The sequence below is a fragment of the Streptomyces sp. NPDC013317 genome, assembly GCF_055563155.1.
Genome location: NZ_JBVHDX010000017.1, coordinates 1 through 19,841, shown reverse-complemented (window position 1 = coordinate 19,841; position 19,841 = coordinate 1). Strand labels below are relative to the sequence as shown.

The 19,841-nt window shown below is 71.3% G+C and carries 21 protein-coding genes and 1 tRNA gene; 9 read left to right on the top strand and 13 right to left on the bottom strand.

Annotated elements, in window-relative coordinates; all coding sequences use genetic code 11:
* Positions 1-36 precede the first annotated feature (36 nt).
* Complete coding sequence (locus ACZ3IJ_RS31745) at positions 37-1,329, top strand: glucarate dehydratase family protein (protein WP_467473832.1); 1,293 nt, start codon at positions 37-39, stop codon at positions 1,327-1,329.
* On the opposite strand, the gene ACZ3IJ_RS31740 is transcribed toward ACZ3IJ_RS31745, so the two are convergent.
* The 3 genes from ACZ3IJ_RS31740 to ACZ3IJ_RS31730 form a co-directional block, all read right to left on the bottom strand.
* Positions 1,316-2,767, bottom strand: coding sequence for an eCIS core domain-containing protein (locus ACZ3IJ_RS31740; protein WP_467473830.1), 1,452 nt, complete (start codon positions 2,765-2,767; stop codon positions 1,316-1,318). The genes ACZ3IJ_RS31745 and ACZ3IJ_RS31740 overlap by 14 nt on opposite strands.
* Positions 2,768-2,928: 161 nt before the next feature.
* Entirely contained in the window at positions 2,929-3,855 is a 927-nt protein-coding gene (locus ACZ3IJ_RS31735; protein WP_467473828.1) for an MBL fold metallo-hydrolase, read from the bottom strand.
* Between the two features lie 87 nt (positions 3,856-3,942).
* Positions 3,943-4,239, bottom strand: coding sequence for a hypothetical protein (locus ACZ3IJ_RS31730; protein WP_361439093.1), 297 nt, complete (start codon positions 4,237-4,239; stop codon positions 3,943-3,945).
* Between the two features lie 134 nt (positions 4,240-4,373).
* Between ACZ3IJ_RS31730 and ACZ3IJ_RS31725 the strand changes: the two genes are divergently transcribed.
* On the top strand, positions 4,374-5,312 hold the full coding sequence (locus ACZ3IJ_RS31725) for an NADP-dependent oxidoreductase (protein WP_467473826.1): 939 nt from the start codon (positions 4,374-4,376) through the stop codon (positions 5,310-5,312).
* A 36-nt stretch (positions 5,313-5,348) separates the two neighbouring features.
* On the opposite strand, the gene ACZ3IJ_RS31720 is transcribed toward ACZ3IJ_RS31725, so the two are convergent.
* The 5 genes from ACZ3IJ_RS31720 to ACZ3IJ_RS31700 form a co-directional block, all read right to left on the bottom strand.
* Positions 5,349-5,669, bottom strand: coding sequence for a DUF202 domain-containing protein (locus ACZ3IJ_RS31720; RefSeq protein ID WP_391799584.1), 321 nt, complete (start codon positions 5,667-5,669; stop codon positions 5,349-5,351).
* Positions 5,666-6,061 carry a YidH family protein gene (locus tag ACZ3IJ_RS31715; RefSeq protein WP_467473823.1) on the bottom strand — a complete coding sequence of 132 codons (396 nt, stop codon included), beginning with the start codon at positions 6,059-6,061 and terminating at the stop codon, positions 5,666-5,668. The genes ACZ3IJ_RS31720 and ACZ3IJ_RS31715 overlap by 4 nt, the downstream gene beginning before the upstream one ends.
* A gap of 9 nt (positions 6,062-6,070) precedes the next feature.
* On the bottom strand, positions 6,071-6,586 hold the full coding sequence (locus tag ACZ3IJ_RS31710) for an NUDIX hydrolase (RefSeq protein WP_467473822.1): 516 nt from the start codon (positions 6,584-6,586) through the stop codon (positions 6,071-6,073).
* 66 nt (positions 6,587-6,652) lie between these two features.
* Complete coding sequence (locus ACZ3IJ_RS31705) at positions 6,653-7,435, bottom strand: glucose 1-dehydrogenase (protein WP_467473818.1); 783 nt, start codon at positions 7,433-7,435, stop codon at positions 6,653-6,655.
* On the bottom strand, positions 7,432-8,067 hold the full coding sequence (locus ACZ3IJ_RS31700; RefSeq protein ID WP_467473817.1) for a TetR/AcrR family transcriptional regulator: 636 nt from the start codon (positions 8,065-8,067) through the stop codon (positions 7,432-7,434). Before ACZ3IJ_RS31700 ends, ACZ3IJ_RS31705 begins: the two co-directional genes overlap by 4 nt.
* Before the next feature lie 94 nt (positions 8,068-8,161).
* Between ACZ3IJ_RS31700 and ACZ3IJ_RS31695 the strand changes: the two genes are divergently transcribed.
* A complete protein-coding gene (locus ACZ3IJ_RS31695; protein WP_467473814.1) occupies positions 8,162-9,817 on the top strand; it encodes an FAD-binding dehydrogenase in 1,656 nt (551 codons plus the stop codon).
* A 116-nt stretch (positions 9,818-9,933) separates the two neighbouring features.
* Here the strand turns inward: ACZ3IJ_RS31695 and ACZ3IJ_RS31690 are convergent, their stop codons facing one another.
* Positions 9,934-11,331, bottom strand: a complete 1,398-nt coding sequence (locus tag ACZ3IJ_RS31690) for a GntP family permease (RefSeq protein WP_467473811.1) — start codon at positions 11,329-11,331, stop codon at positions 9,934-9,936.
* A 180-nt stretch (positions 11,332-11,511) separates the two neighbouring features.
* Positions 11,512-12,036, bottom strand: a complete 525-nt coding sequence (locus ACZ3IJ_RS31685; protein ID WP_467473809.1) for a gluconokinase — start codon at positions 12,034-12,036, stop codon at positions 11,512-11,514.
* A 138-nt stretch (positions 12,037-12,174) separates the two neighbouring features.
* On the opposite strand from ACZ3IJ_RS31685, the gene ACZ3IJ_RS31680 reads away from it, so the two are divergent.
* Positions 12,175-12,876 (top strand): FadR/GntR family transcriptional regulator, encoded by a 702-nt coding sequence (locus ACZ3IJ_RS31680; RefSeq protein WP_383294770.1) that lies wholly within the window; start codon positions 12,175-12,177, stop codon positions 12,874-12,876.
* A 193-nt stretch (positions 12,877-13,069) separates the two neighbouring features.
* Positions 13,070-14,539, top strand: coding sequence for an amino acid permease (locus tag ACZ3IJ_RS31675; protein ID WP_467473806.1), 1,470 nt, complete (start codon positions 13,070-13,072; stop codon positions 14,537-14,539).
* 154 nt (positions 14,540-14,693) lie between these two features.
* Here the strand turns inward: ACZ3IJ_RS31675 and ACZ3IJ_RS31670 are convergent, their stop codons facing one another.
* Positions 14,694-15,629 (bottom strand): RluA family pseudouridine synthase, encoded by a 936-nt coding sequence (locus ACZ3IJ_RS31670; RefSeq protein WP_467473804.1) that lies wholly within the window; start codon positions 15,627-15,629, stop codon positions 14,694-14,696.
* A 149-nt stretch (positions 15,630-15,778) separates the two neighbouring features.
* Positions 15,779-15,866, bottom strand: a tRNA-Leu gene (locus tag ACZ3IJ_RS31665).
* Positions 15,867-16,074: 208 nt separating this feature from the next.
* On the opposite strand from ACZ3IJ_RS31665, the gene ACZ3IJ_RS31660 reads away from it, so the two are divergent.
* From ACZ3IJ_RS31660 to ACZ3IJ_RS31650, 3 genes are all read left to right on the top strand, one after another.
* Positions 16,075-17,409 (top strand): M20/M25/M40 family metallo-hydrolase, encoded by a 1,335-nt coding sequence (locus tag ACZ3IJ_RS31660; protein ID WP_467473802.1) that lies wholly within the window; start codon positions 16,075-16,077, stop codon positions 17,407-17,409.
* Between the two features lie 142 nt (positions 17,410-17,551).
* Positions 17,552-17,785 carry a chaplin ChpH gene (gene chpH, locus ACZ3IJ_RS31655; RefSeq protein ID WP_260230231.1) on the top strand — a complete coding sequence of 78 codons (234 nt, stop codon included), beginning with the start codon at positions 17,552-17,554 and terminating at the stop codon, positions 17,783-17,785.
* 154 nt (positions 17,786-17,939) lie between these two features.
* Entirely contained in the window at positions 17,940-18,764 is an 825-nt protein-coding gene (locus ACZ3IJ_RS31650; protein ID WP_467473800.1) for a chaplin, read from the top strand.
* Positions 18,765-18,831: 67 nt separating this feature from the next.
* Here the strand turns inward: ACZ3IJ_RS31650 and ACZ3IJ_RS31645 are convergent, their stop codons facing one another.
* Positions 18,832-19,020, bottom strand: a complete 189-nt coding sequence (locus ACZ3IJ_RS31645; RefSeq protein WP_100106356.1) for a DUF5703 family protein — start codon at positions 19,018-19,020, stop codon at positions 18,832-18,834.
* Between the two features lie 47 nt (positions 19,021-19,067).
* Here ACZ3IJ_RS31645 and ACZ3IJ_RS31640 point away from each other — a divergent pair, with 47 nt between their 5' ends.
* Complete coding sequence (locus ACZ3IJ_RS31640; RefSeq protein ID WP_467473798.1) at positions 19,068-19,715, top strand: hypothetical protein; 648 nt, start codon at positions 19,068-19,070, stop codon at positions 19,713-19,715.
* Positions 19,716-19,841: the final 126 nt, after the last annotated feature.

Here is a 19,841-nt window from a genome sequence, read left to right as displayed (position 1 = left end):
CTGGTGATGAATCGGAACCATGAATAGGGTTCACATATGAATCCAGACCTGCTCGTCGAGGAAGTCCGGCTGACCCCGATCCTGATCGCCGACCCGCCCCTGCTCAACACGCAGGGCGTCCACCAGCCCCTCACCCCGCGCCTGGTGGTGGAGGTCGTCACGCGGGGCGGGGTCACCGGCCTGGGGGAGACGTACGGCGACGGGAGGTATCTGGATCTCGCACGGCCGCTGGCCGAGGCGCTGCCCGGCCATGCGGTCACGGACGTGAACGGCCTGTTCGCGCTGGCCGCGCGGGTGTGCGGCGACTCACGGGCTGTCGACGAGCGCGTCGACGCGGGTGGGCTGCGCGGGGTCCAGACCGCCGCCAAGCTCCGGCTCTCCGTCGTCTCGGCCTTCGAGGTCGCGTACCTCGACGCGCTCGGCAAGAGCCTCGGCCTCCCCGTCCACGCCCTCCTCGGCGGCAAGGTCCGCGACTCCGTCGAGTACAGCGCGTACCTCTTCTACAAGACCGCCGGGACCGACGAGTGGGGCCCGGCACTCGACCCGGCGGGCATCGTCGAACAGGCCCGCCGCTTCGATCGGACGTACGGCTTCCGTTCCTTCAAGCTCAAGGGCGGTGTCTTCCCGCCCGAGCAGGAGATCGCCGCGATCCGGGCCCTGGCCGAGGAGTTCCCCGGCCGGCCGCTCCGCCTCGACCCGAACGGCGCGTGGTCCGTGGAGACCGCGCTGGAGGTGGCGCGCGAACTGAAAGGTGTCCTGGAGTACCTGGAGGACCCGACGACCGGCACGGACACGATGGCCGAGGTCGCGTCCCGTACGGACGTACCGCTCGCGACCAACATGTGCGTGACGACCTTCGAGGAGATCCCCGAGGCCTTCGCCCGGGACGCGGTACGGATCGTGCTCTGCGACCACCACTACTGGGGCGGCCTGCACCGGACGCGCGAACTGGCCGCGCTCTGCCGCACGTACGGAGTCGGGCTCTCCATGCACTCCAACACCCACCTCGGGATCAGCCTCGCGGCCATGACCCAGGTCGCCGCCACCCTGCCCGACCTGGACCACGCCTGCGACACCCACCATCCCTGGCAGACCGAGGACGTCGTCACCACCCGTCCCGAGTTCCGGGACGGGCGCCTCGCCGTCTCCGACGCCCCCGGCCTCGGCGTCGAACTGGACCGGGAGGCCCTCGCCGCCCTGCACCGCCGCTGGCTGGAGGACGACGGCACCCACCGCGACCGCGACGACGCGGCGGCCCTGCGAAGGCTGCGCGCCGCCGGTGAGAAGGGGCTGGACGGCGTACTCGCGGACGGACTCAGGGGAGTGTGATCGGCCGGGTCTTGTCGCCGGGCGCGGGCGCCGGCCGGTCGGGGTGGATCGCCACCAGCCGGGCGCCCTGCGCGTACGTGCTCTCCCGGCCGAAGAACTGGTAGCCGGACTCCAGGAGCTGCAGGATCTCGTGGCCCAGCATGGCCTGGGGGCCACCCTCGTCGGCCGCCTTGTTGCTGTCCCAGAGCGCGCCGTCGCCCAGGGCCTCGACCTCGTTCCAGAAGTTGCCCGCGTGCAACTGCCCGGCGATCAGCTTGCCTTCGATCGGGGCACCGAGGTCGGTGAGGATCTTGAACACGGCGCGCTCGGCGATGCCGCCGTCCATGAAGGCGTAGTTGACCGGGACGGACCACTTGGTGGTGTTGAGCCGCCGGCCCATCCGGGCGTCCTCCGGCAGCCGGTCCCCGACCTGGGGCTTCCCCTGCTGGTACTGGGCCCACGACCCGGTGTCGCCCGTCCGGCCGAGGACGAGCTTGCGCTTGGCGTTGAGCGCCGCCGCCTGGGAACTCGCCATCGTCTCCGACGAGGTGGTGGTCAGGTCGGCCCGCAGGCTCGCCTCCACGGCGGCCACCACCTCGGCCTTGCCGCGCCCCTGGAGCGGACCCACCAGGCCGTGGACGTACTCGACGTTGTCGTTGAGCTCCGGGTTGCTCATGACCCATTTCGGCTTGGCACGGTTCGCGGCCCAGGTGTCGTACTCGGCGACGTAGTCGTTGATGCTCTCGTCCGCCTGGTCCAGCAGCCTGCGCACCTCGTCGTCGATCTTGCCCGGGTGGTGCATGCGCTGGACATCGCCGGTTCCCCCGGCGACCGGCGCGGCGTCGGCCGCCGTCTCCCCGGCGGCCTCGGTCGCCGACGAGCGCAGCACCCGGTGGGCCGTCGCCTCGGCCTCACGCTCGAACCGGTCCGACGGATCGCTGACACGCAGCCCGTCCCCCCGGTCGGTACCGGCCACCGGCCCCTTGCGCTGCTGGAGGACATGGGTCAGCTCGTGCGCCAGGGTGTGCCGGTCCATACCGCCGGGCCCGGCGACGATGTGGCTGCCGGAGGTGTAGGCGGAGGCGCCGAGCTCGGTCGCGGACGCCTGGGCGGCGGAGTCCGTGTGGACGCGGACGTCGGAGAAGTCGGCGCCGAACCGCGCCTCCATGTCGGACCGGCTCTCGGCGTCGAGCGGCCGGCCGCCACCGCGCAGGACGCTGTGGACGGAGGAGCGCTGCACCGACGGCCCCGGCTCCTCCTCGTGCCCGCACCCCGCGCCGTGCCGGTGCTCGTCCTGCGCGGCACCGGCCCGGCGCAGCATCTGGACGACGGCGGCGTTCCCGGCCGAGCGCTGGAGATCGAGCAGTGACTCGGCGGGCGCCACCGCCCGGGGCGAGGAGGTGCGGTCCGCCGAGGCGTCACGCTTCTTCGCTGCCCGGCTGCTCGCTCGGTCGTACATGAAGGTCCTTTCGGGCGCCGGTCGTCTGCCTTCCCGGTATAGCCGGGCGGGCTGACGTCCCGCCAGGTACGGCAGGGCAGACTTCCCGGCCCCCGTGGCCCCGCGTCTCGGCCCGAACGCCCCCTCGCGAGGATCGCCCGGCCGTCACGTGGGCGTGCCGCTCACGCGTGGCAGGCCACCGGAACGCCGCCGTTCAGCGCGGCCATGTCGCCGAAGACCGTCACCGGGTCCAGCGGCGAGCCTTCGGGGAGCCCGTTCAGCTCCGCGTACGCACGGTGCAGGTTGGCCACCAGGCGCTCGCTCTCCCGCCACTCGGCGAACTCTCCGAGGTCCGCCGACCGCGCCGTCTCCAGCGGGGTCGCCCCCTTGGCGTGCCCCTCGCGGGCCAGTTCCGCCACCCAGCGCAGGTACCGCTCCGTCGCGTCGTACGCCGACGGGTCCGTCACCCGCCCGTGCCCCGGCACCACGGTCGGGGCGTCCAGCGAGCGCAGCAGTTCGAGCGCGCGCAGCGAACCCGCGAGCGACCCCATCGGAAGGAACGGCGTCCCGCCGTGGAAGACCAGGTCCCCCGTGAACACCACCCCTTCTTCCGGGAGATGGACGATCGAGTCGCCGGTCGTGTGCGCGGGACCGGGGTGCAGCACGCGCACCTCCAGCTCGCCCACGTACAGCGTCAGCCGCTCGCTGTACGTGAGTGAGGGCGGCGCCACCTCGATCTCGCCGAAGTCGGTCTGCGGCCAGAGCAGATGGAGCTGGCGCCCGGCCGCGAGCTGCTCGGCCCGGCAGGACTCGTGCCCGACGATCCGGGCCTCCGGCAGGAACACCCCGTTGCCGTAGGTGTGGTCGCCGTGGTGGTGCGTGGAGACGATCGTGCGGGGGAGCGGCAGTCCCTCGGCCAGGACCGCCTCGCGGAGCAGCCGCGCCCGGCGCTCGGTCGCGGCGGTGTCCACGAGCAGCGTCTCGCCGCGATCCCCGACGAACCCGGCGTTGTTCAGGCACCAGCCGCCGTCGGGCTGGACGAACGCGTGCACGCGCGGTGCGAGTGCGACGACGTACGGATCGGTGACGTACGGATCGGTGACGGACAAGGAATCCCCCTGGACGTGAAGAACGGCCCGACCGGCGAGTACTTCCCCTCGGGGGAGCCTGTCAGTCGGGCCCGTTCCGCAGAAGGCTCAGTGGTCGTCCCAGTGGTTGCCGTGCGCCGCGTGCCGGTGCCCGTCGTGCACGTAGTCGACGTGGTCCCCGTGTTCGACGGCCGTGTGCCCGCAGTCCGGCCCATGCGTGTGGTCGGGGTGGGTGTGCGGGACGTGGGAGGAGGGCTCGCACTCGTCCCAGTGCCCGGAGTGCTCACGGTGCAGATGCCCGTCGTGGGCGTAGTCCACGTGGTCGTGGTGGGTCACGGCGGTGTGCCCGCACGAGGGCCCGTGCGTGTGCGCGTGGGTGGGGTGCTCGTGGTGGAGAAGGGTCATGGCCTCAGGCTAGTCCGAAATGCCGCGTTCGTCCCTGTATCGGCCTGGGCCCCGTGTGCGGGTCGCCGCACCCCCGCACTCCGCCGGGGGTATCCGGCTTGCGGCGCCTCGTGGCCGCCGTGATCGTTCGGGGTATGAAGGCGATCAGTTACAGCCGGTACGGCGGACCCGAGGTGCTCGAGTACGGGGAGCGGCCCGACCCCAAGGTCGGCCCCGACGACGTCCTCGTGAAGGTGCGCGCAGCGGCTGTGAACCCGGTCGACTGGAAGGCCCAGGCGGGCTACCTCGACGGGATGATCGACGCCGTCTTCCCGGTCGTACCCGGCTGGGACGTCTCGGGGGTGGTCGTCCAGCCCGGCGTATCCGTCACCGAGTTCAGCGTCGGCGACGAGGTCATGGGCTACGTCCGCGAGGACTTCCTCTGCCGCGGCACCTTCGCGGAGTACGTCGCCGCCCCGGTCCGCACCCTCGCCCGCAAGCCGCGCACCCTCGGCTTCGAGGAGTCCGCCGCGCTTCCGCTGGTCGGACTCACGGCCTACCAGGTGCTCCACCAGGCGCTCACCGTCCGTTCCGGCGAGACGGTCCTGGTGCACGCGGCGGCAGGCGGGGTCGGCTCCATGGCCGTCCAGATCGCCCTCCACCTCGGCTGCCGGGTCATCGGTGCCGCCCGCGAGGCCGGCCAGGAGCGGATCAGGGAGCTGGGCGCCGAACCGGTGGTCCACGACGAGGCAACTTTCGTCGAGCAGGTCCGCGCGCTGGCGCCGGACGGGGTGGACGCGGCCTTCGACACGATCGGCGGACCGTTCCTCAAGCTCACGCCGAGGGTCCTCGCCCCCGAGGGCCGCCTCGCCTCCATCGCGGACGGCGAGGTGATCGGCCTGGGCGGCCGCTACTTCTGGGTGCGGCCCGACGCCCGGGACCTCGCCGCGCTGGCCGCGCTTGCCGACGAGGGAGCCCTGTCCGTACGGGTGGCCCGGTCCTTCCCGCTGGAACAGGCCGCTGACGCCCAGCGCGCCAACCAGGAGGGCGGCCTGCACGGCAAGGTCGTGGTCACCGTGGAGTGGCAAGACTGACGGCGAGCAGCGGACGGGAACGGCTCCGGGAGCGGCTCAGAGCACCACGGCCACCGCGAACGCCGCCAGCGCGACCGTGCACGCCGTCGCGAGCAGCGCGCCCCGAGGGGAGAGCGGCCCCGGGCGCGCCGCGTCCAGGGCGCGGATCCGGCGGTGGGCGACGGCCAGGAAGCCGATCCAGACCAGCGCGGTGAGCGCGGCCCCCGCCACCGAAGCCGGCGTGATCGCGTCACTGATCGCCGACTTCGTCGCGAGCACCGCCACGACGGTGCAGGTCAGCGTCGTACGCCGCCAGGCGAGCCGGGTCCGCTCCGGCTGCAGCCCCGGATCCCGGACGGGCTTGGCCGCCTCGGTCACCGCCCGGCCCAGCCGAAGAGGATGACCACCACCATCGCCAGCGCGACCACGGCCACCGCGAGGCTCAGTACCGTCGGGAAGCGCGACACCGGCAGGTCGTCCCCCCGCCGCATCGCCCGCTCGCACCGCACCCAGTGGTTCACCGCCCGCAGCGCGCACAGCACGCCCGCGGCGAGCAGGGCGAGCGAGAGCCCGACCCGTACGCCCCACCGCAGGTCCGGCAGGAACTGGTCGACGGCGAAACCGCCGCCGACGAGCGCGAGCGCGGTCCGGATCCAGGCGAGGAAGGTGCGCTCGTTGGCGAGCGAGAACCGGTAGTCCGGGGTCTCGCCCTCGTCACGGATCCGCTGCGGCGCGAACCACAGCCGCAGACTCTGTACGAAGTCACTCACCTGGGCACCTTAACCGCGGCGCGCACGCAGGCGTTCGTAGGCCGCCAGCCCGTCCGGGACCCACTGCCACTCGCCGAGCCGCGCGACGACCTCCGGCTCCGGAAGGAACGCGTGCCAGGCGACCTCCTCCACCTGAGGGTTCACCGGCAGCTCGCACCGCACCTGGTAGACCGCGGACCACCACTTCCCGGCGACGCCCCCGGAGTCGTGCAGGAACCGGAACAGCGGCTCGGGGCGCGGCAGCCCGGAGACGCCCAGCTCCTCCTCCGCCTCGCGCAGCGCCGCGTCGTCGTACGACTCGCCCGCGCCGACGACACCGCCGACGAACATGTCGTACATCGACGGGTAGACCAGTTTCACCGGCGTGCGCCGGTGCACGAAGATCCGGTCCTCGGCGTCCCGGACCAGGACGAAGGTACAGCGATGGATGAGACCCCGCGCGTACACCTCGGCGCGCGGGGCCCGGCCGACCACCTCGTCGTTCTCGTCGACGACGTCCAGGATCTCTTCGGCGGGGTTCGTCATCCCGCCATGAAATCACCGGGCCCGACGTCTGGAGGCCATCGCCCACGGGGTCCTCGCGTCACGACGTCACTGCCCCATCACGTACTTCACCGTCGGACCGGTCGTCCAGCCGCCGTCCACGGCCAGCTCCGCACCCGTCACGTACGAGGCCGCGTCCGAGAGCAGGAACACCACCGCGCCCGCGATCTCGGGCGCCTCGCCGACCCGCCCCATCGGGGTGTTGGGGTACCTTCCCTCGCCGCGCTCGATGCCGACGACCGCCGTCATCGGCGTGTACGTCATGCCCGGGTGGACCGAGTTGACGCGGATCCCCGCCGTGCCCAGCTCCACCGCGCCGATCTTCGTCAGCCCCCGCACGCCCCACTTCGAGGCGCCGTAGCCGGCGGTCAGCGCCAGGCCCATCAGCCCCGCGGCCGAGGAGATGTTGACGATCGAGCCGCCGCCCGCCTCCTTCATCGCCGGTATCGCGGCCTTCATGCCGATGAAGGTACCGGTCAGGTTGATGTCGAGCACCTTGCGGAAGTTCTCGACGGACTCCGACTCCAGGAACGCGCCGCTGGAGATCCCGGCGTTGTTCACCAGACCGTGCAGCCCGCCGAACTCGGCGACCGCGTACGCGACGGCCGAGGCCCACGCCTCCTCGGACGTGACGTCGTGGTGGAGGAAGCGCGCCCGGCCGCCCAGTCCGGCCGCGGTCGCCTCGCCGACCTCGTCGAGCACGTCCGTGATCACGACGTTCGCACCGGCGGCCACGGCCTGCCGTGCGGCCTCGGCGCCCAGGCCGCGGGCGCCCCCGGTGATGAGGACAGTGCGGCCGGTGAGGTCGTGGAGGCGGGTGTTCTCGGTCATGAGAGGTCCTTTTCGATCGTGGGCGGCGGAGCCTGCAGCAGGGCCGTCGTGGTCTGGACGAGGTCGGCGAGGAAGAGCGGCTGCCCGGTGAGCGGCTCGGTGCCGTCGAGGTACTGCCGGGCCCGGTCGGCCATGGCCGCGCCGACGACCGTGAGGGCCAGATCGAGCCGCTCCAGCCCCAGCGGCTCGGGCAGACCGGTCAGGCAGGCCTCGACGCGCTCGATCAGCCGCCAGTACACGGTGCCCTCGAGCGTGGGATGGGGGGTGCGGGTGCGCACCCCGCTCTCATGACTGAGCTGGGCGGAGATCCGCAGACAGCGGCGGCCGCGCTCGGTGCCCAGCTCGCTCGCCTCGGCCGTGACCAGGGCCCGGACCAGCGCGTGCGGCTCGTCGGCGGCCTCGGCGAGGAGCGGTTCCAGGACCTGCTCCGTACGTCTCTGGCGGCCCGCCATCACCGCGTCGAGGAGTCCGGCGCGCGTGCCGAAGTGGTACTGGACGGCCGAGGGGTTGCTCTGGCCCGCAAGGGCCACGATGTCGCGCAGCTGGGCGCCGTCGACCCCCTGAGCCGCGAAGACCTCCTCCGCCGCGCGGATCAGCTTCTCCCGGGTCTCGGGTCCCGATGTCCTCGCCATGGCGCCCATGTTAATGCTCGACATTAGAAAGTGGGAGGGCGGGAAAGGGTCCGGGCTGTTGACTGGATACATCGGTGTATCCAAGATTCGGTCCATGTCGTACGACGCTGATGTGATCGTGATCGGAGCCGGCCTCGCCGGCCTGGTGGCCACCGCCGAACTCGTGGACGCCGGGCGGAGCGTGATCCTGCTCGACCAGGAGCCCGAACAGTCCATGGGCGGACAGGCCCACTGGTCCTTCGGCGGGCTGTTCCTCGTCGACTCGCCCGAGCAGCGCCGGATGCGGATCAAGGACAGCCGCGACCTCGCCCTCCAGGACTGGCTCGGCACGGCGGGATTCGACCGCGCCGAGGACCACTGGCCGCGGAAGTGGGCGGAGGCGTACGTCGACTTCGCGGCGGGCGAGAAGCGCTCCTGGCTGCACGCGCGCGGCGTGCGCTTCTTCCCGGTGGTCGGCTGGGCCGAGCGCGGCGGCTACGACGCGAACGGGCACGGCAATTCGGTGCCCCGCTTCCACATCACCTGGGGCACCGGCCCCGGCCTCGTCGCCCCCTTCGAGCGCCGGGTCCGCGAGGGCGTCGCCTCCGGCCGGGTCCAGCTCCGCTTCCGCCACCGGGTGACCGGCCTCGGCCGTACCGCCGGAGCCGTGGACACCGTCAGCGGCGAGATCCTCCGGCCCTCCACCGCCGAGCGCGGCACCGCGAGCAGCCGGGAGGTCACCGGCACCTTCGAACTCCGAGCGCAGGCGGTGATCGTCACCTCGGGCGGCATCGGCGGCAACCACGACCTCGTACGCAAGCAGTGGCCCGACCGGCTCGGCACCCCGCCCGCGAAGCTGCTCTCCGGCGTCCCCGCCCATGTCGACGGGCTGATGCTCGGCATCACCGAGGAGGCGGGCGCCCACCACATCAACCGCGACCGGATGTGGCACTACACCGAGGGCATCGAGAACTGGAACCCGATCTGGGCCAGGCACGGCATCCGCATCCTGCCCGGCCCGTCCTCGCTCTGGCTCGACGCGACCGGCCGCCGGCTGCCCGTTCCGCTCTTCCCGGGCTTCGACACCCTCGGCACGCTCGAACACATCATGCGGACCGGGCACGACCACACCTGGTTCGTCCTCGACCAGCGCATCATCGGCAAGGAGTTCGCCCTCTCCGGCTCCGAGCAGAACCCCGACCTCACCGGCAAGTCGGTCCGCGACGTCATCGGCCGGGCCCGCGCGGACGTGCCGGGCCCGGTGAAGGCGTTCATGGACAACGGCGTCGACTTCGTCGTCGAGAACGACCTGTCCGCGCTGGTCCGGGGGATGAACGCCCTCACGGACGAGCCGCTGATCGACGAGGCGGAGCTGCGCCGGGAGATCACGGCGCGGGACCGCGAGATCGCCAACCCCTTCACCAAGGACCTCCAGGTCACGGCGATCCGGGGGGCCCGCAGATACCTCGGCGACAAGCTGATCCGTACGGCACCCCCGCACCGGATCCTGGACCCCAAGGCCGGTCCGCTGATCGCCGTACGCCTGAACATCCTGACCCGCAAGTCGCTCGGCGGTCTGGAGACCGACCTCTCGTCGAGGGTGCTCACCGAGAGCGGCGAGGCACTGGAAGGGGTCTACGCGGCGGGCGAGGCGGCCGGGTTCGGCGGCGGAGGCGTCCACGGTTACCGCTCCCTCGAGGGCACCTTCCTCGGCGGCTGCGTCTTCTCGGGCCGGGCGGCGGGCCGGGCGGCCGCGCAGGCGGTGGGGTAGAAGGCCGTACGGGCGGCGGACCGCAGGCCGCGGGGTCGGCACGAACGGAACCGGGTCCGAGCGCCAGGAGGCGCTCGGACCCGGTCCGTGTGCGAGCAGCAGGAGTGCGTCGGCGGCTACAACACGAGCGACAGCAGCAGGACGAAGACGATGCCGACGACCGAGATGATCGTCTCCATCACCGACCAGGTCTTGATCGTCTGGCCGACGTTCATCCCGAAGTACTCCTTGACGAGCCAGAAGCCCGCGTCGTTCACATGGCTGAAGAAGAGCGAACCGGCACCGATCGCGAGGACGAGCAGTGCCGTCTCGCTCGTGCCCATGCCCTCGGCGAGCGGGGCCACGAGCCCAGCCGCGGAGATCGTCGCCACCGTCGCCGAACCGGTCGCGAGCCGGATGGCCACCGCGATCAGCCAGGCCAGGAGCAGCGCCGGGATCGACCAGTTCTCGGAGAAGTCCAGGATCATCTGGCCCACGCCGACGTCGATCAGCGTCTGCTTGAAGCCGCCGCCCGCGCCGACGATCATCAGGACGCCCGCGATCGGGGCGAGGGACTTCTCGACGGTCGAGGAGAGCCGCTCCTTGGTGAAGCCGGCCGCGCGGCCCAGCGTGAAGAGGCCCACGATCACGGCCGCGAGCAGAGCGATCAGCGGCGAGCCGATGACGTCGGTGACCTTCTGCACGGCGTTGTCGGGGTTGTCGACGACGATGTCGACCAGCGCCTTGACCAGCATCAGGACGACGGGCAGCAGGACGGTCGCGACGGTGGCGGCGAAGCCGGGGCGCTTCTCCAGGTCCTCCGACGGACGCGCGGGGATCATGTTCTCAGGGGCCGGGATGTCGACCCAGCGGGCCGCGTACCGGGAGAAGAGGGGGCCGGCGATGATCACGGTCGGGATGGCGACCAGCACACCGAGGGCGAGCGTGACGCCGAGGTTGGCGCCGAGCGCGTCGATGGCGACCAGCGGGCCGGGGTGCGGCGGGATCAGACCGTGCATGACCGACAGGCCGGCGAGGGCCGGCACGCCGATCCGCATCAGCGAATAGTTGCCGCGCTTGGCGACGAGCAGGACCACCGGGATCAGCAGGACGATGCCGACCTCGAAGAAGAGCGGCAGACCGATGACGGAGGCGATCAGCACCATCGCCCAGGGCATCGACCGGCCGCTCGCCCTGGCGAGGATCGTGTCGACGATCTGGTCCGCGCCGCCGGAGTCGGCGAGCAGCTTGCCGAGGATCGCGCCGAGCGCGATCAGCACACCCACACCCGCGACGGTCTTGCCCAGACCGGCGGTGAAGGAGTCGATGGTCGCCGCGAGCGGCGCCCCGGCGAAGGCGCCGAGGGCCAGCGACCCGATGGTCAGGGCGAGGAAGGCGTGCAGCTTGAACTTGGTGATGAGCAGGACGATGACGGCTATGCCCGCGAGCACGGCTATGCCGAGCTGGGCGTTGCCCGCCGAGGTGATCGGCTCGACGGCGTCCGCTGCCAGCACCTCGACGCTGAGACTGGTCACGGTGGTTCCTTAGGGGCGGGTGGGGGCTGGAAGGGGGACCGTCCGACACCCGGAACGGGCGACGGACGACGGGTACCGCGTGCCGCTGGGGTACGCCAGGAGTTCTGGCGCGGGGCAGGGCTGCCGCAGAGCCACGGCGGCCTGCCGCGGGGCTACGGCGGATCTGCCGCGGGGCGGAGATCAGCCGACGAGCTCGCGCAGCGCGGCCACCGCCCGTGCGGCGATCTCCTCGGGCGAACCGGAGACGTCGACGGCCACACCGGCCTCGTCGTCGCCGAGCGGCTGCAGCGTGGCGAACTGCGAATCGAGCAGCGCCGTCGGCATGAAATGCCCCTTGCGCTCCCTCATCCGCCGCTCGATCAGCTCGCGGTCGCCGGTCAGATGGAGGAAGACCACGCCCGGGGCGGCCGCCCGCAGCCGGTCCCGGTAGATCCGCTTCAGCGCGGAGCTGCTCACCACCCCGCCGATCCCTTCACGGCCGAGCGCCCACCGCCCGATCGCGTCGAGCCAGGGGCCGCGGTCCGCGTCGTCCAGCGGGGTGCCGGCCGACATCTTCGCGACATTCGCCGCAGGATGGAAATCGTCACCCTCGGCATAGGGGACTCCGAGCGCGTCCGCGACCAGCGGACCGATGGTCGTCTTGCCGGTGCCGGCGACGCCCATCACGACGACGACCGGGGAGGCCGTCGGGGAGGGGGAGCTCATGGGTGGTGCCTCGCTGTCTTCTTCGACATCGATTCCGTCGCGCTCATGAAACCCATTGGGTACGACGTATTCAAGAGACTGTGACTTTAAAGTCATACTTTTAATGGGCGATCTTGGTCCACGCGTAGGCTGAGCCCCATGACGACACCGGCCCAGGGGCTCCATCCGCACGTCCTCGCCACCCTGGGTCTCGCGATCACCGCGGGGGAGTACCCGCCCGGCAGCGTCCTGCGCACCGACGAACTCGCCCAGCGCTTCGATGTCTCCCGCACCGTCGTCCGTGAGGTCGTCCGCGTGCTGGAGTCCATGCACCTGGTCGAGTCCCGCCGCCGCGTGGGCGTGATCGTCCTGCCGACCGCGCAGTGGAACGTGTACGACCCCCAGGTCATCCGCTGGCGCCTGGCCGGCGCCGACCGGCCCCGCCAGCTGCGCTCCCTCACCGTGCTCCGCTCCGCCGTCGAACCCGTCGCCGCCGGACTCGCCGCCGTGCACGCCACCCCCGAGCAGTGCCGCGAGCTGACCGAGCAGGCGCTCGGCATGGTCGCCACCTCGCGCGGCCGGCAGCTGGAGGCGTACCTCGTCCACGACATCGCCTTCCACCGGGTCGTCCTGAACGCCTCCGGCAACGAGATGTTCGCCCGGCTCGGCGACGTGGTCGCCGAGGTGCTCACCGGCCGCACCCACCACCAGGTGATGTTCGAGGACCCCGACCCGGCCGCCGTGACCCTCCACGTCCAGGTCGCCGAGGCGGTACGGGAGCGTGACGCGGTACGCGCCGAGGAGCTCACCCGCCAGATCGCGGTCGGCGCGCTCAAGGAACTGGACGTTCTCGCGCCGTAAAACCTTTCGATCCCAGGCATACGCCTCGTAGGAACCTCAGAAGTAGCTCAAATATGGGCGATCAGTGACATTGGCCACTGCTGAATTCCCGCCGTGCCGTGACGATGTGCGCTGGCCGTGAGAGCCGTGGACGACCTCCACGCGCGCGGCCGGGTACCGCACAGACCCTCCCCTCACGAAGGCGAACAACTCCATGAGTGACCGCACCCTCCCTGCGGCCGACACGCTGTCCGCCACGCCACCGGCGACGGCATCCGGGGCGTCCCCCCACGTAGACGCCGGCGACGCCGGGTACCGCAAGGACCTCAAGTCCCGCCACATCAACATGATCGCCATCGGCGGCGCGATCGGCACCGGCCTCTTCCTCGGCGCCGGTGGCCGCATGGCCAACGCCGGCCCGTCCCTCTTCATCGCGTACGCGGTCTGCGGCGTCTTCGCCTTCTTCGTGGTGCGGGCTCTCGGTGAGCTGGTCCTCTACCGCCCCTCCTCCGGTGCGTTCGTCTCCTACGCGCGTGAGTTCATGGGCGAGAAGGGCGCCTACACGGCCGGCTGGCTCTACTTCCTCAACTGGTCGACCACCGCCATCGCGGACATCACCGCCGCCGCGACCTACGCCCACTTCTGGGCCATGTTCAGCGACGTCCCGCAGTGGATCCTCGCGCTGATCGCCCTCGCGGTCGTCCTCGCCGCCAACCTCATCTCCGTGAAGTACTTCGGCGAGATGGAGTTCTGGTTCGCGATCATCAAGGTCGGCGCGCTCGTCGCCTTCATGCTCATCGGCATCTTCCTGATCGTGACCTCGCACGACGTCGGCGGCCACACGCCGGGCCTGTCCACCATCACGGACAACGGCGGCATCTTCCCGACCGGTGTCATGCCGATGCTGCTCCTGATCCAGGGTGTCGTCTTCGCGTACGCCTCCGTCGAGCTGTGCGGCGTCGCCGCCGGCGAGACCGAGAACCCCGAGAAGATCATGCCGCGGGCGATCAACTCGATCATGTGGCGCGTGGGCCTCTTCTACGTCGGCTCCGTGATCCTCCTCGCCCTGCTCCTGCCGTACACCGCGTACTCCGGTGACCAGAGCCCGTTCGTCACCGTCTTCGACAAGCTGGGCATCCCCGGCGCCGCCGGCGTGATGAACCTGGTCGTCCTCACCGCCGCGCTCTCCAGCCTCAACTCGGGTCTCTACTCGACCGGCCGGATCCTGCGCTCCATGTCGCTCGCCGGCTCCGCGCCCAAGTTCACCGGCGTCATGAACAAGGGCGGCGTGCCCTACGGCGGCATCCTGCTCACCGCCGCCTTCGGTGTCCTCGGCGTCGGCCTGAACTACCTCATGCCGGGCGAGGCCTTCGAGCTCGTGCTGAACTTCGCCTCCATCGGCATCATCGGCACCTGGGCCATGATCATGGTCTGCTCGCTGCTGTTCGTGAACCGCTCCAAGGAAGGCCGGGTCACCCGCCCCGGCTACCGGCTGCCCTGGGCCCCGTACACCCAGATCGTCACGCTGGTCTTCCTCGGCTCCGTCCTCGTCCTGATGTGGATGGACGGCGGCATCAGCCGCACCACCGTGAACTGCCTCCCGCTGATCGCGCTCGCGCTCGTCGGCGGCTGGTTCCTGGTCCGCAAGCGCGTCCGCGCGACCGCGTCGGTGGCCCAGGACTGACCGACCCCCCACGGGGTGCCGAGACCCCCGCAGGCGACCGCCTGCGGGGGTCCGTGCTGTGCCGACACCAGTGCCGCGACGGCCGTCAGCCGCAGCCGCCGCCCGGCGGTGAGCCGGGGCGCGGCCCTCAGCTGGGGCGGCTGTCGGAACCGCCTCAGGCGAGCCCGTCGAGCCCATGGAGCCGCAGCCCGCTCTCGAACCGCATCGGGACGCCGGTGAGCGGGTCTGTGAACTCCAGCGTCCGTGCGAGCAGCTGGAGCGGACGCGCATGGTCCTCGGGCCCGTCCTCGCGGACCACGGGATAGACCGGATCGTGCAGGATCGGCAGTCCCAGGCTGTTCATGTGCACCCGCAGCTGATGGGTCCGCCCGGTCGCAGGCAGCAGCCGGTACCGCCCGAGCCCGCCGCGCCGCTCCACCAGCTCGATCCGGCTCTCGCTGTTCGGCTCGCCCGGCACCTCGCGGGCGGCGATCACACCGCGCTCCTTCTCGATCCGGCTCCGCACGGTCACCGGCAGCGCGATCCCGGGCTCGTACGCCGCCACCGCCTCGTACTCCTTGCCGACCAGTCGGTCCCGGAACAGCGTCTGGTACGCGCCCCGGTCGCCGGGCCGCACGACGAAGAGCACCAGGCCGGCCGTCAGCCGGTCGAGGCGGTGCGCGGGCTGGAGTTCCGGCATCCCCAGCTCCCGCCGGAGCCGGGCGAGCGCCGTCTCGGTCACATGGCGCCCGCGCGGCATCGTCGCCAGGAAGTGCGGCTTGTCGACGACGACGATCCGCTCGTCGCGGTGCACGATCCCCAGCTCGAAGGGGACCCGCTCCTCCGTGGGGAAGTCCCGGTGGAACCAGAGCCGCAGCCCGGCGACGTACGGCTCGTCCCCGGCGACCGCCCCGTCCAGCCCGACGAACCGCCCGTCGCGCAGCATCTCCGCGACCCGCGCGTCCCCGATGGCTCCCCCGTACCGCGCCCGCAGGTAGTCCCCGACGGTCGCCCAGTCGGCATCAGGCTCCTCGGGCAGCCGCACCCGCACCGGATCGATCCCGTCCCGCTGCGGAAGCGGCGCGGCAGGCGTCCTCGTTCTCCGTCTCACCGGCCTCGCCCTCCGTCGTTCCGTCCCGCACCGCGCCCTTCGCGCCGTCGCCCCACAAGCCGTCGCCCACAAGCCGTCGTCCACAAGCCGTCGTCCGAAAGCCGTCGTCCGAAAGCAAGAAGGACCCCACATGACGTGGGGTCCTTCGCTGGTGTCCGAGGGGGGACTTGAACCCCCACGCCCGATAAAGGGCACTAGCACCTCAAGCTAGCGCGTCTGCCATTCCGCCACCCGGACAAGGTGTCTGTCTTTCCGGCCGCTCTGCCGTTCCGACGTGGAAAACCATAGCAAACATTGGGGGTGGTCGATCACCACCCCTGGTCCGGGCGGAACCGTGTGACAGACGTGTGTCGGCCGACGGGCGCCCTTGGGTCCCGGAGCCGGGCGCGCGAGGATGGGGGCGACCACCAGCAAGCACGTGGGGCACGTAGTGGGAGGAAGCAGCGTGAGCGAGTCGAACACGGCCCGGAGGGACAGCGGCGAGACCGCCGAGAACGAGGTCGTCGACCTCTGTCGTGACCTCATCCGCATCGACACCAGCAACTACGGCGACCACTCCGGCCCGGGCGAGCGGGCGGCGGCGGAGTACGTCGCCGAGAAGCTCGCCGAGGTCGGTCTCGAGCCGAAGATCATCGAGTCGCACAAGGGGCGGGCCTCCACCGTCGCCCGCATCGAGGGCGAGGACCCCTCCCGGCCGGCCCTCCTGATCCACGGCCACACCGACGTCGTTCCGGCCAACGCCGAGGACTGGACCCACCACCCCTTCTCCGGCGAGGTCGCCGACGGCTGTGTCTGGGGCCGGGGCGCGGTCGACATGAAGGACATGGACGCGATGACCCTCGCGGTCGTACGGGACCGGATGCGCAGCGGCCGCAAGCCCCCGCGCGACATCGTCCTGGCGTTCCTCGCCGACGAGGAGGCGGGCGGCACGTACGGCGCCCGGCACCTCGTCGACCACCACCGCGACCTCTTCGACGGGGTGACCGAGGCGATCGGCGAGGTCGGCGGCTTCTCCTTCACCGTCAACGAGAACCTGCGGCTCTATCTGGTCGAGACGGCCCAGAAGGGCATGCACTGGATGCGGCTCACCGTCGAGGGCACGGCGGGGCACGGGTCGATGACCAACAACGACAACGCCATCACCGAGCTCTGCGAGGCGGTCGGGCGCCTCGGGCGCCACCAGTGGCCGGTGAGGGTCACCAAGACCGTACGGTCCTTCCTGGACGAGCTCTCGGACGCCCTGGGCACCCCGCTCGACCCCGAGGACATGGAGGCGACGCTCGCCAAGCTGGGCGGCATCGCCAAGATGGTCGGCGCGACCCTGCGCAACTCCGCCGCCCCGACCATGCTCGGCGCCGGGTACAAGGTCAACGTCATCCCCGGGCAGGCCACGGCGCACGTCGACGGGCGCTTCCTGCCGGGTTACGAGGAGGAGTTCCTGGCCGACCTCGACCGGATCCTCGGCCCACGGGTCAAGCGCGAGGACGTGCACGGGGACAAGGCCCTGGAGACCAGCTTCGACGGAGCCCTCGTCGACGCCATGCAGCTCGCCCTGCGTGCCGAGGACCCGATCGCCCGTGCCGTCCCGTACATGCTCTCCGGCGGCACCGACGCCAAGTCCTTCGACGACCTCGGCATCCGCTGCTTCGGTTTCGCGCCGCTCAAGCTGCCCCCGGAGCTGGACTTCGCCGGGATGTTCCACGGCGTGGACGAGCGGGTTCCGGTCGACGGCCTGAAGTTCGGCGCACGCGTCCTCGACCGGTTCATCGACGCCTCCTGAGAGCCCCGGCCGATATTCGGGCGCACGTGCGCATGTGCCCGGAACGAGTGAATGCACTCATACGCTCGTAGCCCCATTACTTTCCCCTCGTTACAGGTGGTGCGGTCCGCGGCTGGGATCGCATTGCCAACAAGGAGGAATAATGATCAAGAAGGTCGTCGCTGCTGCGGCTGCCACGGGCGGTCTCGTTCTCGCGGGTGCGGGCATGGCCGTTGCCGACTCGGGTGCCCAGGGTGCCGCCATCGGTTCCCCCGGCGTGCTCTCGGGCAACGTCGTCCAGGTGCCGGTTCACGTCCCGGTGAACGTGTGCGGCAACACGGTCTCCGTGATCGGGCTGCTGAACCCCGCCTTCGGCAACACCTGCATCAACGCCTGACGTTGTGCCTCGACCCGTGAGGGTCTGAGCCAGTCCGGCCCCGGAGTGCGTGCCATGCACTCCGGGGCCGGTGGCCATTTCCGCCCCGGGCGTGGTGCCCGGTGGCCCCTCTTCTGAAGCCAGAAGGCAGAAGCCGAGAAGGCAGGGAACAGCTATGCGACAGGTCACGCGCAAGGGCCTGATCACCGTTGCGGCCGCGGGCGGGGTACTCGCCCTCGGTGGTGGTTACGCGAATGCCGACGCGGGAGCGAACGGCACCGCCTCGAATTCCCCGGGCGTCGCGTCCGGCAATTCCGTCCAGGTTCCGGTGCACGCGCCGGTGAACGTCTGCGGAAACACCGTCAATGTGGTCGGGCTGCTCAATCCGACGTTCGGCAACAAGTGCGCCAACGTCTCCAAGCCGGGCAAGCACCGCCGCGGCTCGTCGGCCCAGGGCAGCACCAGCAACTCCCCGGGCGTCGCGTCCGGCAACAACGTCCAGGTGCCCGTCCACGTCCCCGTGAACGCCTGCGGGAACAGCATCTCGGTCATCGGAGCGATCAACCCGGCGTTCGGGAACGAGTGCGGCAACGGCGTCGAGCCGACGCACCCCGGTAACCCCGGTAACCCCGGTAACCCTGGTAACCCCGGAAACCCGGGCAACCCCGGAAACCCCGGAAACCCCGGCAACCCTGGGAACCCTGGGAACCCCGGGAACCCCGGCAACCCGGGTAACCCGGGTAACCCGGGTAACCCCGGCAACCCCGGCAACCCGGGTACGCCCGGGACCCCGGGCAACCCCGGAGACTCCGGCGAGCCCGGCGGACCCGGAACGCCCGGCGGGCCGAACACGCCTGGTACGCACACGATCACACAGCCCGACGAGACCGAGGAGCTGGCGCAGACCGGTTCCGGTCCGCTCGGGGCGATCGTCCCGGCCGGCGCGGGTCTGCTGCTCGCCGGTGCGGTGCTCTACCGCCGCAACCGCCGGTCCGCCTAGCGTCGGCGGGCGACCGGACCGGTCGCGCAACGCGCAGGGGCCCCGCATCGCGGGGCCCCATGTCATGTCACCAGGTGGCGCGGACCTGACGGATGATGCGCCGGCGCAGCCGCACCCTGCGGCTGCCGTCCCGGTGCAGGGTCAGACGGTCCAACTCCCAGTGCCCGTACTCCGCGTGGTCGGTCAGGAGCCGCGTGGCCTCCTTGCGGGAGACGCCGCGCGGCACGTACACGTCGACAAATTCGTATTCCGGCATCGCATCTATTGTGCGGGCACCGGCCCGCTACGGATAGCGTGCGTCCCATGTCTGATGCTGCGCAGCCCACCGCTGCCGAGGTACGTGCCGCCGCCGAGGCGGTCAAAGCCGCACTGGACCGTCACCTGGAGGCGGTCGAACGTCGTTCGGGGGACGACGACCCGGCCGTCTACGAAGCCTTCAACGCCCTCGCCGCGGCGGCCGAGGCGTACGACGAGCGGCTCTACGACCGGTACGACGAGGTCACCCCCTTCGAGATCCCGGGTGCCGACGACTCGCTGCCGCCCTACGCAGGACCGGAGGAGCCACACGCCCTCAGCGTGCTGATCCGCCGCGACTACGCCGTGGCGGAGCCCAAGCGGCTCCTCGCCCAGGCTCAGCGCATCACCGATCTGGAGGGTGACGAGGAGGGCGCGGACGGGACTCCGGCCGTCGGAGTCAGCACGCACGCGGCGCTCGGAGTGCTGTTCGGGGAGTACGAACCGGACGAAATCGCCTCGCGGCACAAGGAGTTCGGCCTGGAGGAGGGCGACTCCACCCTCTGGGTCTCGGCCGCGGAAGAGCTGCCGGAGCCGGGGGAGTGGCTGAACGCCCCCTTCGAGCAGGCCGATCCGGAGCGGATCGTCTGCCGATTCGACGTCAGCGCGGTCTTCGACGACGAGTTGGACGACGACCTGGAGGAGCAGGACGCCTGAACGACGTCGGGCCGGGTACGGCGGGGGGGGGGGGAATAACGGCGTGGCGCGGCACCCCCCGGACCGGGCCGAGGCGGGGGCGGTTGAGTGCCGCGGGCACGGCCGGGGGGGGGGCCGGCAGCGGCC

Bases quoted from the DNA above. Each gene is read 5' to 3' on its own strand.
- ACZ3IJ_RS31745 (WP_467473832.1), top strand. From the start codon at position 37: ATGAATCCAGACCTGCTCGTCGAGGAAGTCCGGCTGACCCCGATCCTG.
- ACZ3IJ_RS31740 (WP_467473830.1), bottom strand. From the start codon at position 2,767: ATGTACGACCGAGCGAGCAGCCGGGCAGCGAAGAAGCGTGACGCCTCG.
- ACZ3IJ_RS31730 (WP_361439093.1), bottom strand. From the start codon at position 4,239: ATGACCCTTCTCCACCACGAGCACCCCACCCACGCGCACACGCACGGG.
- ACZ3IJ_RS31725 (WP_467473826.1), top strand. From the start codon at position 4,374: ATGAAGGCGATCAGTTACAGCCGGTACGGCGGACCCGAGGTGCTCGAG.
- ACZ3IJ_RS31710 (WP_467473822.1), bottom strand. From the start codon at position 6,586: ATGACGAACCCCGCCGAAGAGATCCTGGACGTCGTCGACGAGAACGAC.
- ACZ3IJ_RS31705 (WP_467473818.1), bottom strand. From the start codon at position 7,435: ATGACCGAGAACACCCGCCTCCACGACCTCACCGGCCGCACTGTCCTC.
- ACZ3IJ_RS31700 (WP_467473817.1), bottom strand. From the start codon at position 8,067: ATGGCGAGGACATCGGGACCCGAGACCCGGGAGAAGCTGATCCGCGCG.
- ACZ3IJ_RS31695 (WP_467473814.1), top strand. From the start codon at position 8,162: ATGTCGTACGACGCTGATGTGATCGTGATCGGAGCCGGCCTCGCCGGC.
- ACZ3IJ_RS31685 (WP_467473809.1), bottom strand. From the start codon at position 12,036: ATGAGCTCCCCCTCCCCGACGGCCTCCCCGGTCGTCGTCGTGATGGGC.
- ACZ3IJ_RS31680 (WP_383294770.1), top strand. From the start codon at position 12,175: ATGACGACACCGGCCCAGGGGCTCCATCCGCACGTCCTCGCCACCCTG.
- ACZ3IJ_RS31675 (WP_467473806.1), top strand. From the start codon at position 13,070: ATGAGTGACCGCACCCTCCCTGCGGCCGACACGCTGTCCGCCACGCCA.
- chpH (WP_260230231.1), top strand. From the start codon at position 17,552: ATGATCAAGAAGGTCGTCGCTGCTGCGGCTGCCACGGGCGGTCTCGTT.
- ACZ3IJ_RS31650 (WP_467473800.1), top strand. From the start codon at position 17,940: ATGCGACAGGTCACGCGCAAGGGCCTGATCACCGTTGCGGCCGCGGGC.
- ACZ3IJ_RS31645 (WP_100106356.1), bottom strand. From the start codon at position 19,020: ATGCCGGAATACGAATTTGTCGACGTGTACGTGCCGCGCGGCGTCTCC.
- ACZ3IJ_RS31640 (WP_467473798.1), top strand. From the start codon at position 19,068: ATGTCTGATGCTGCGCAGCCCACCGCTGCCGAGGTACGTGCCGCCGCC.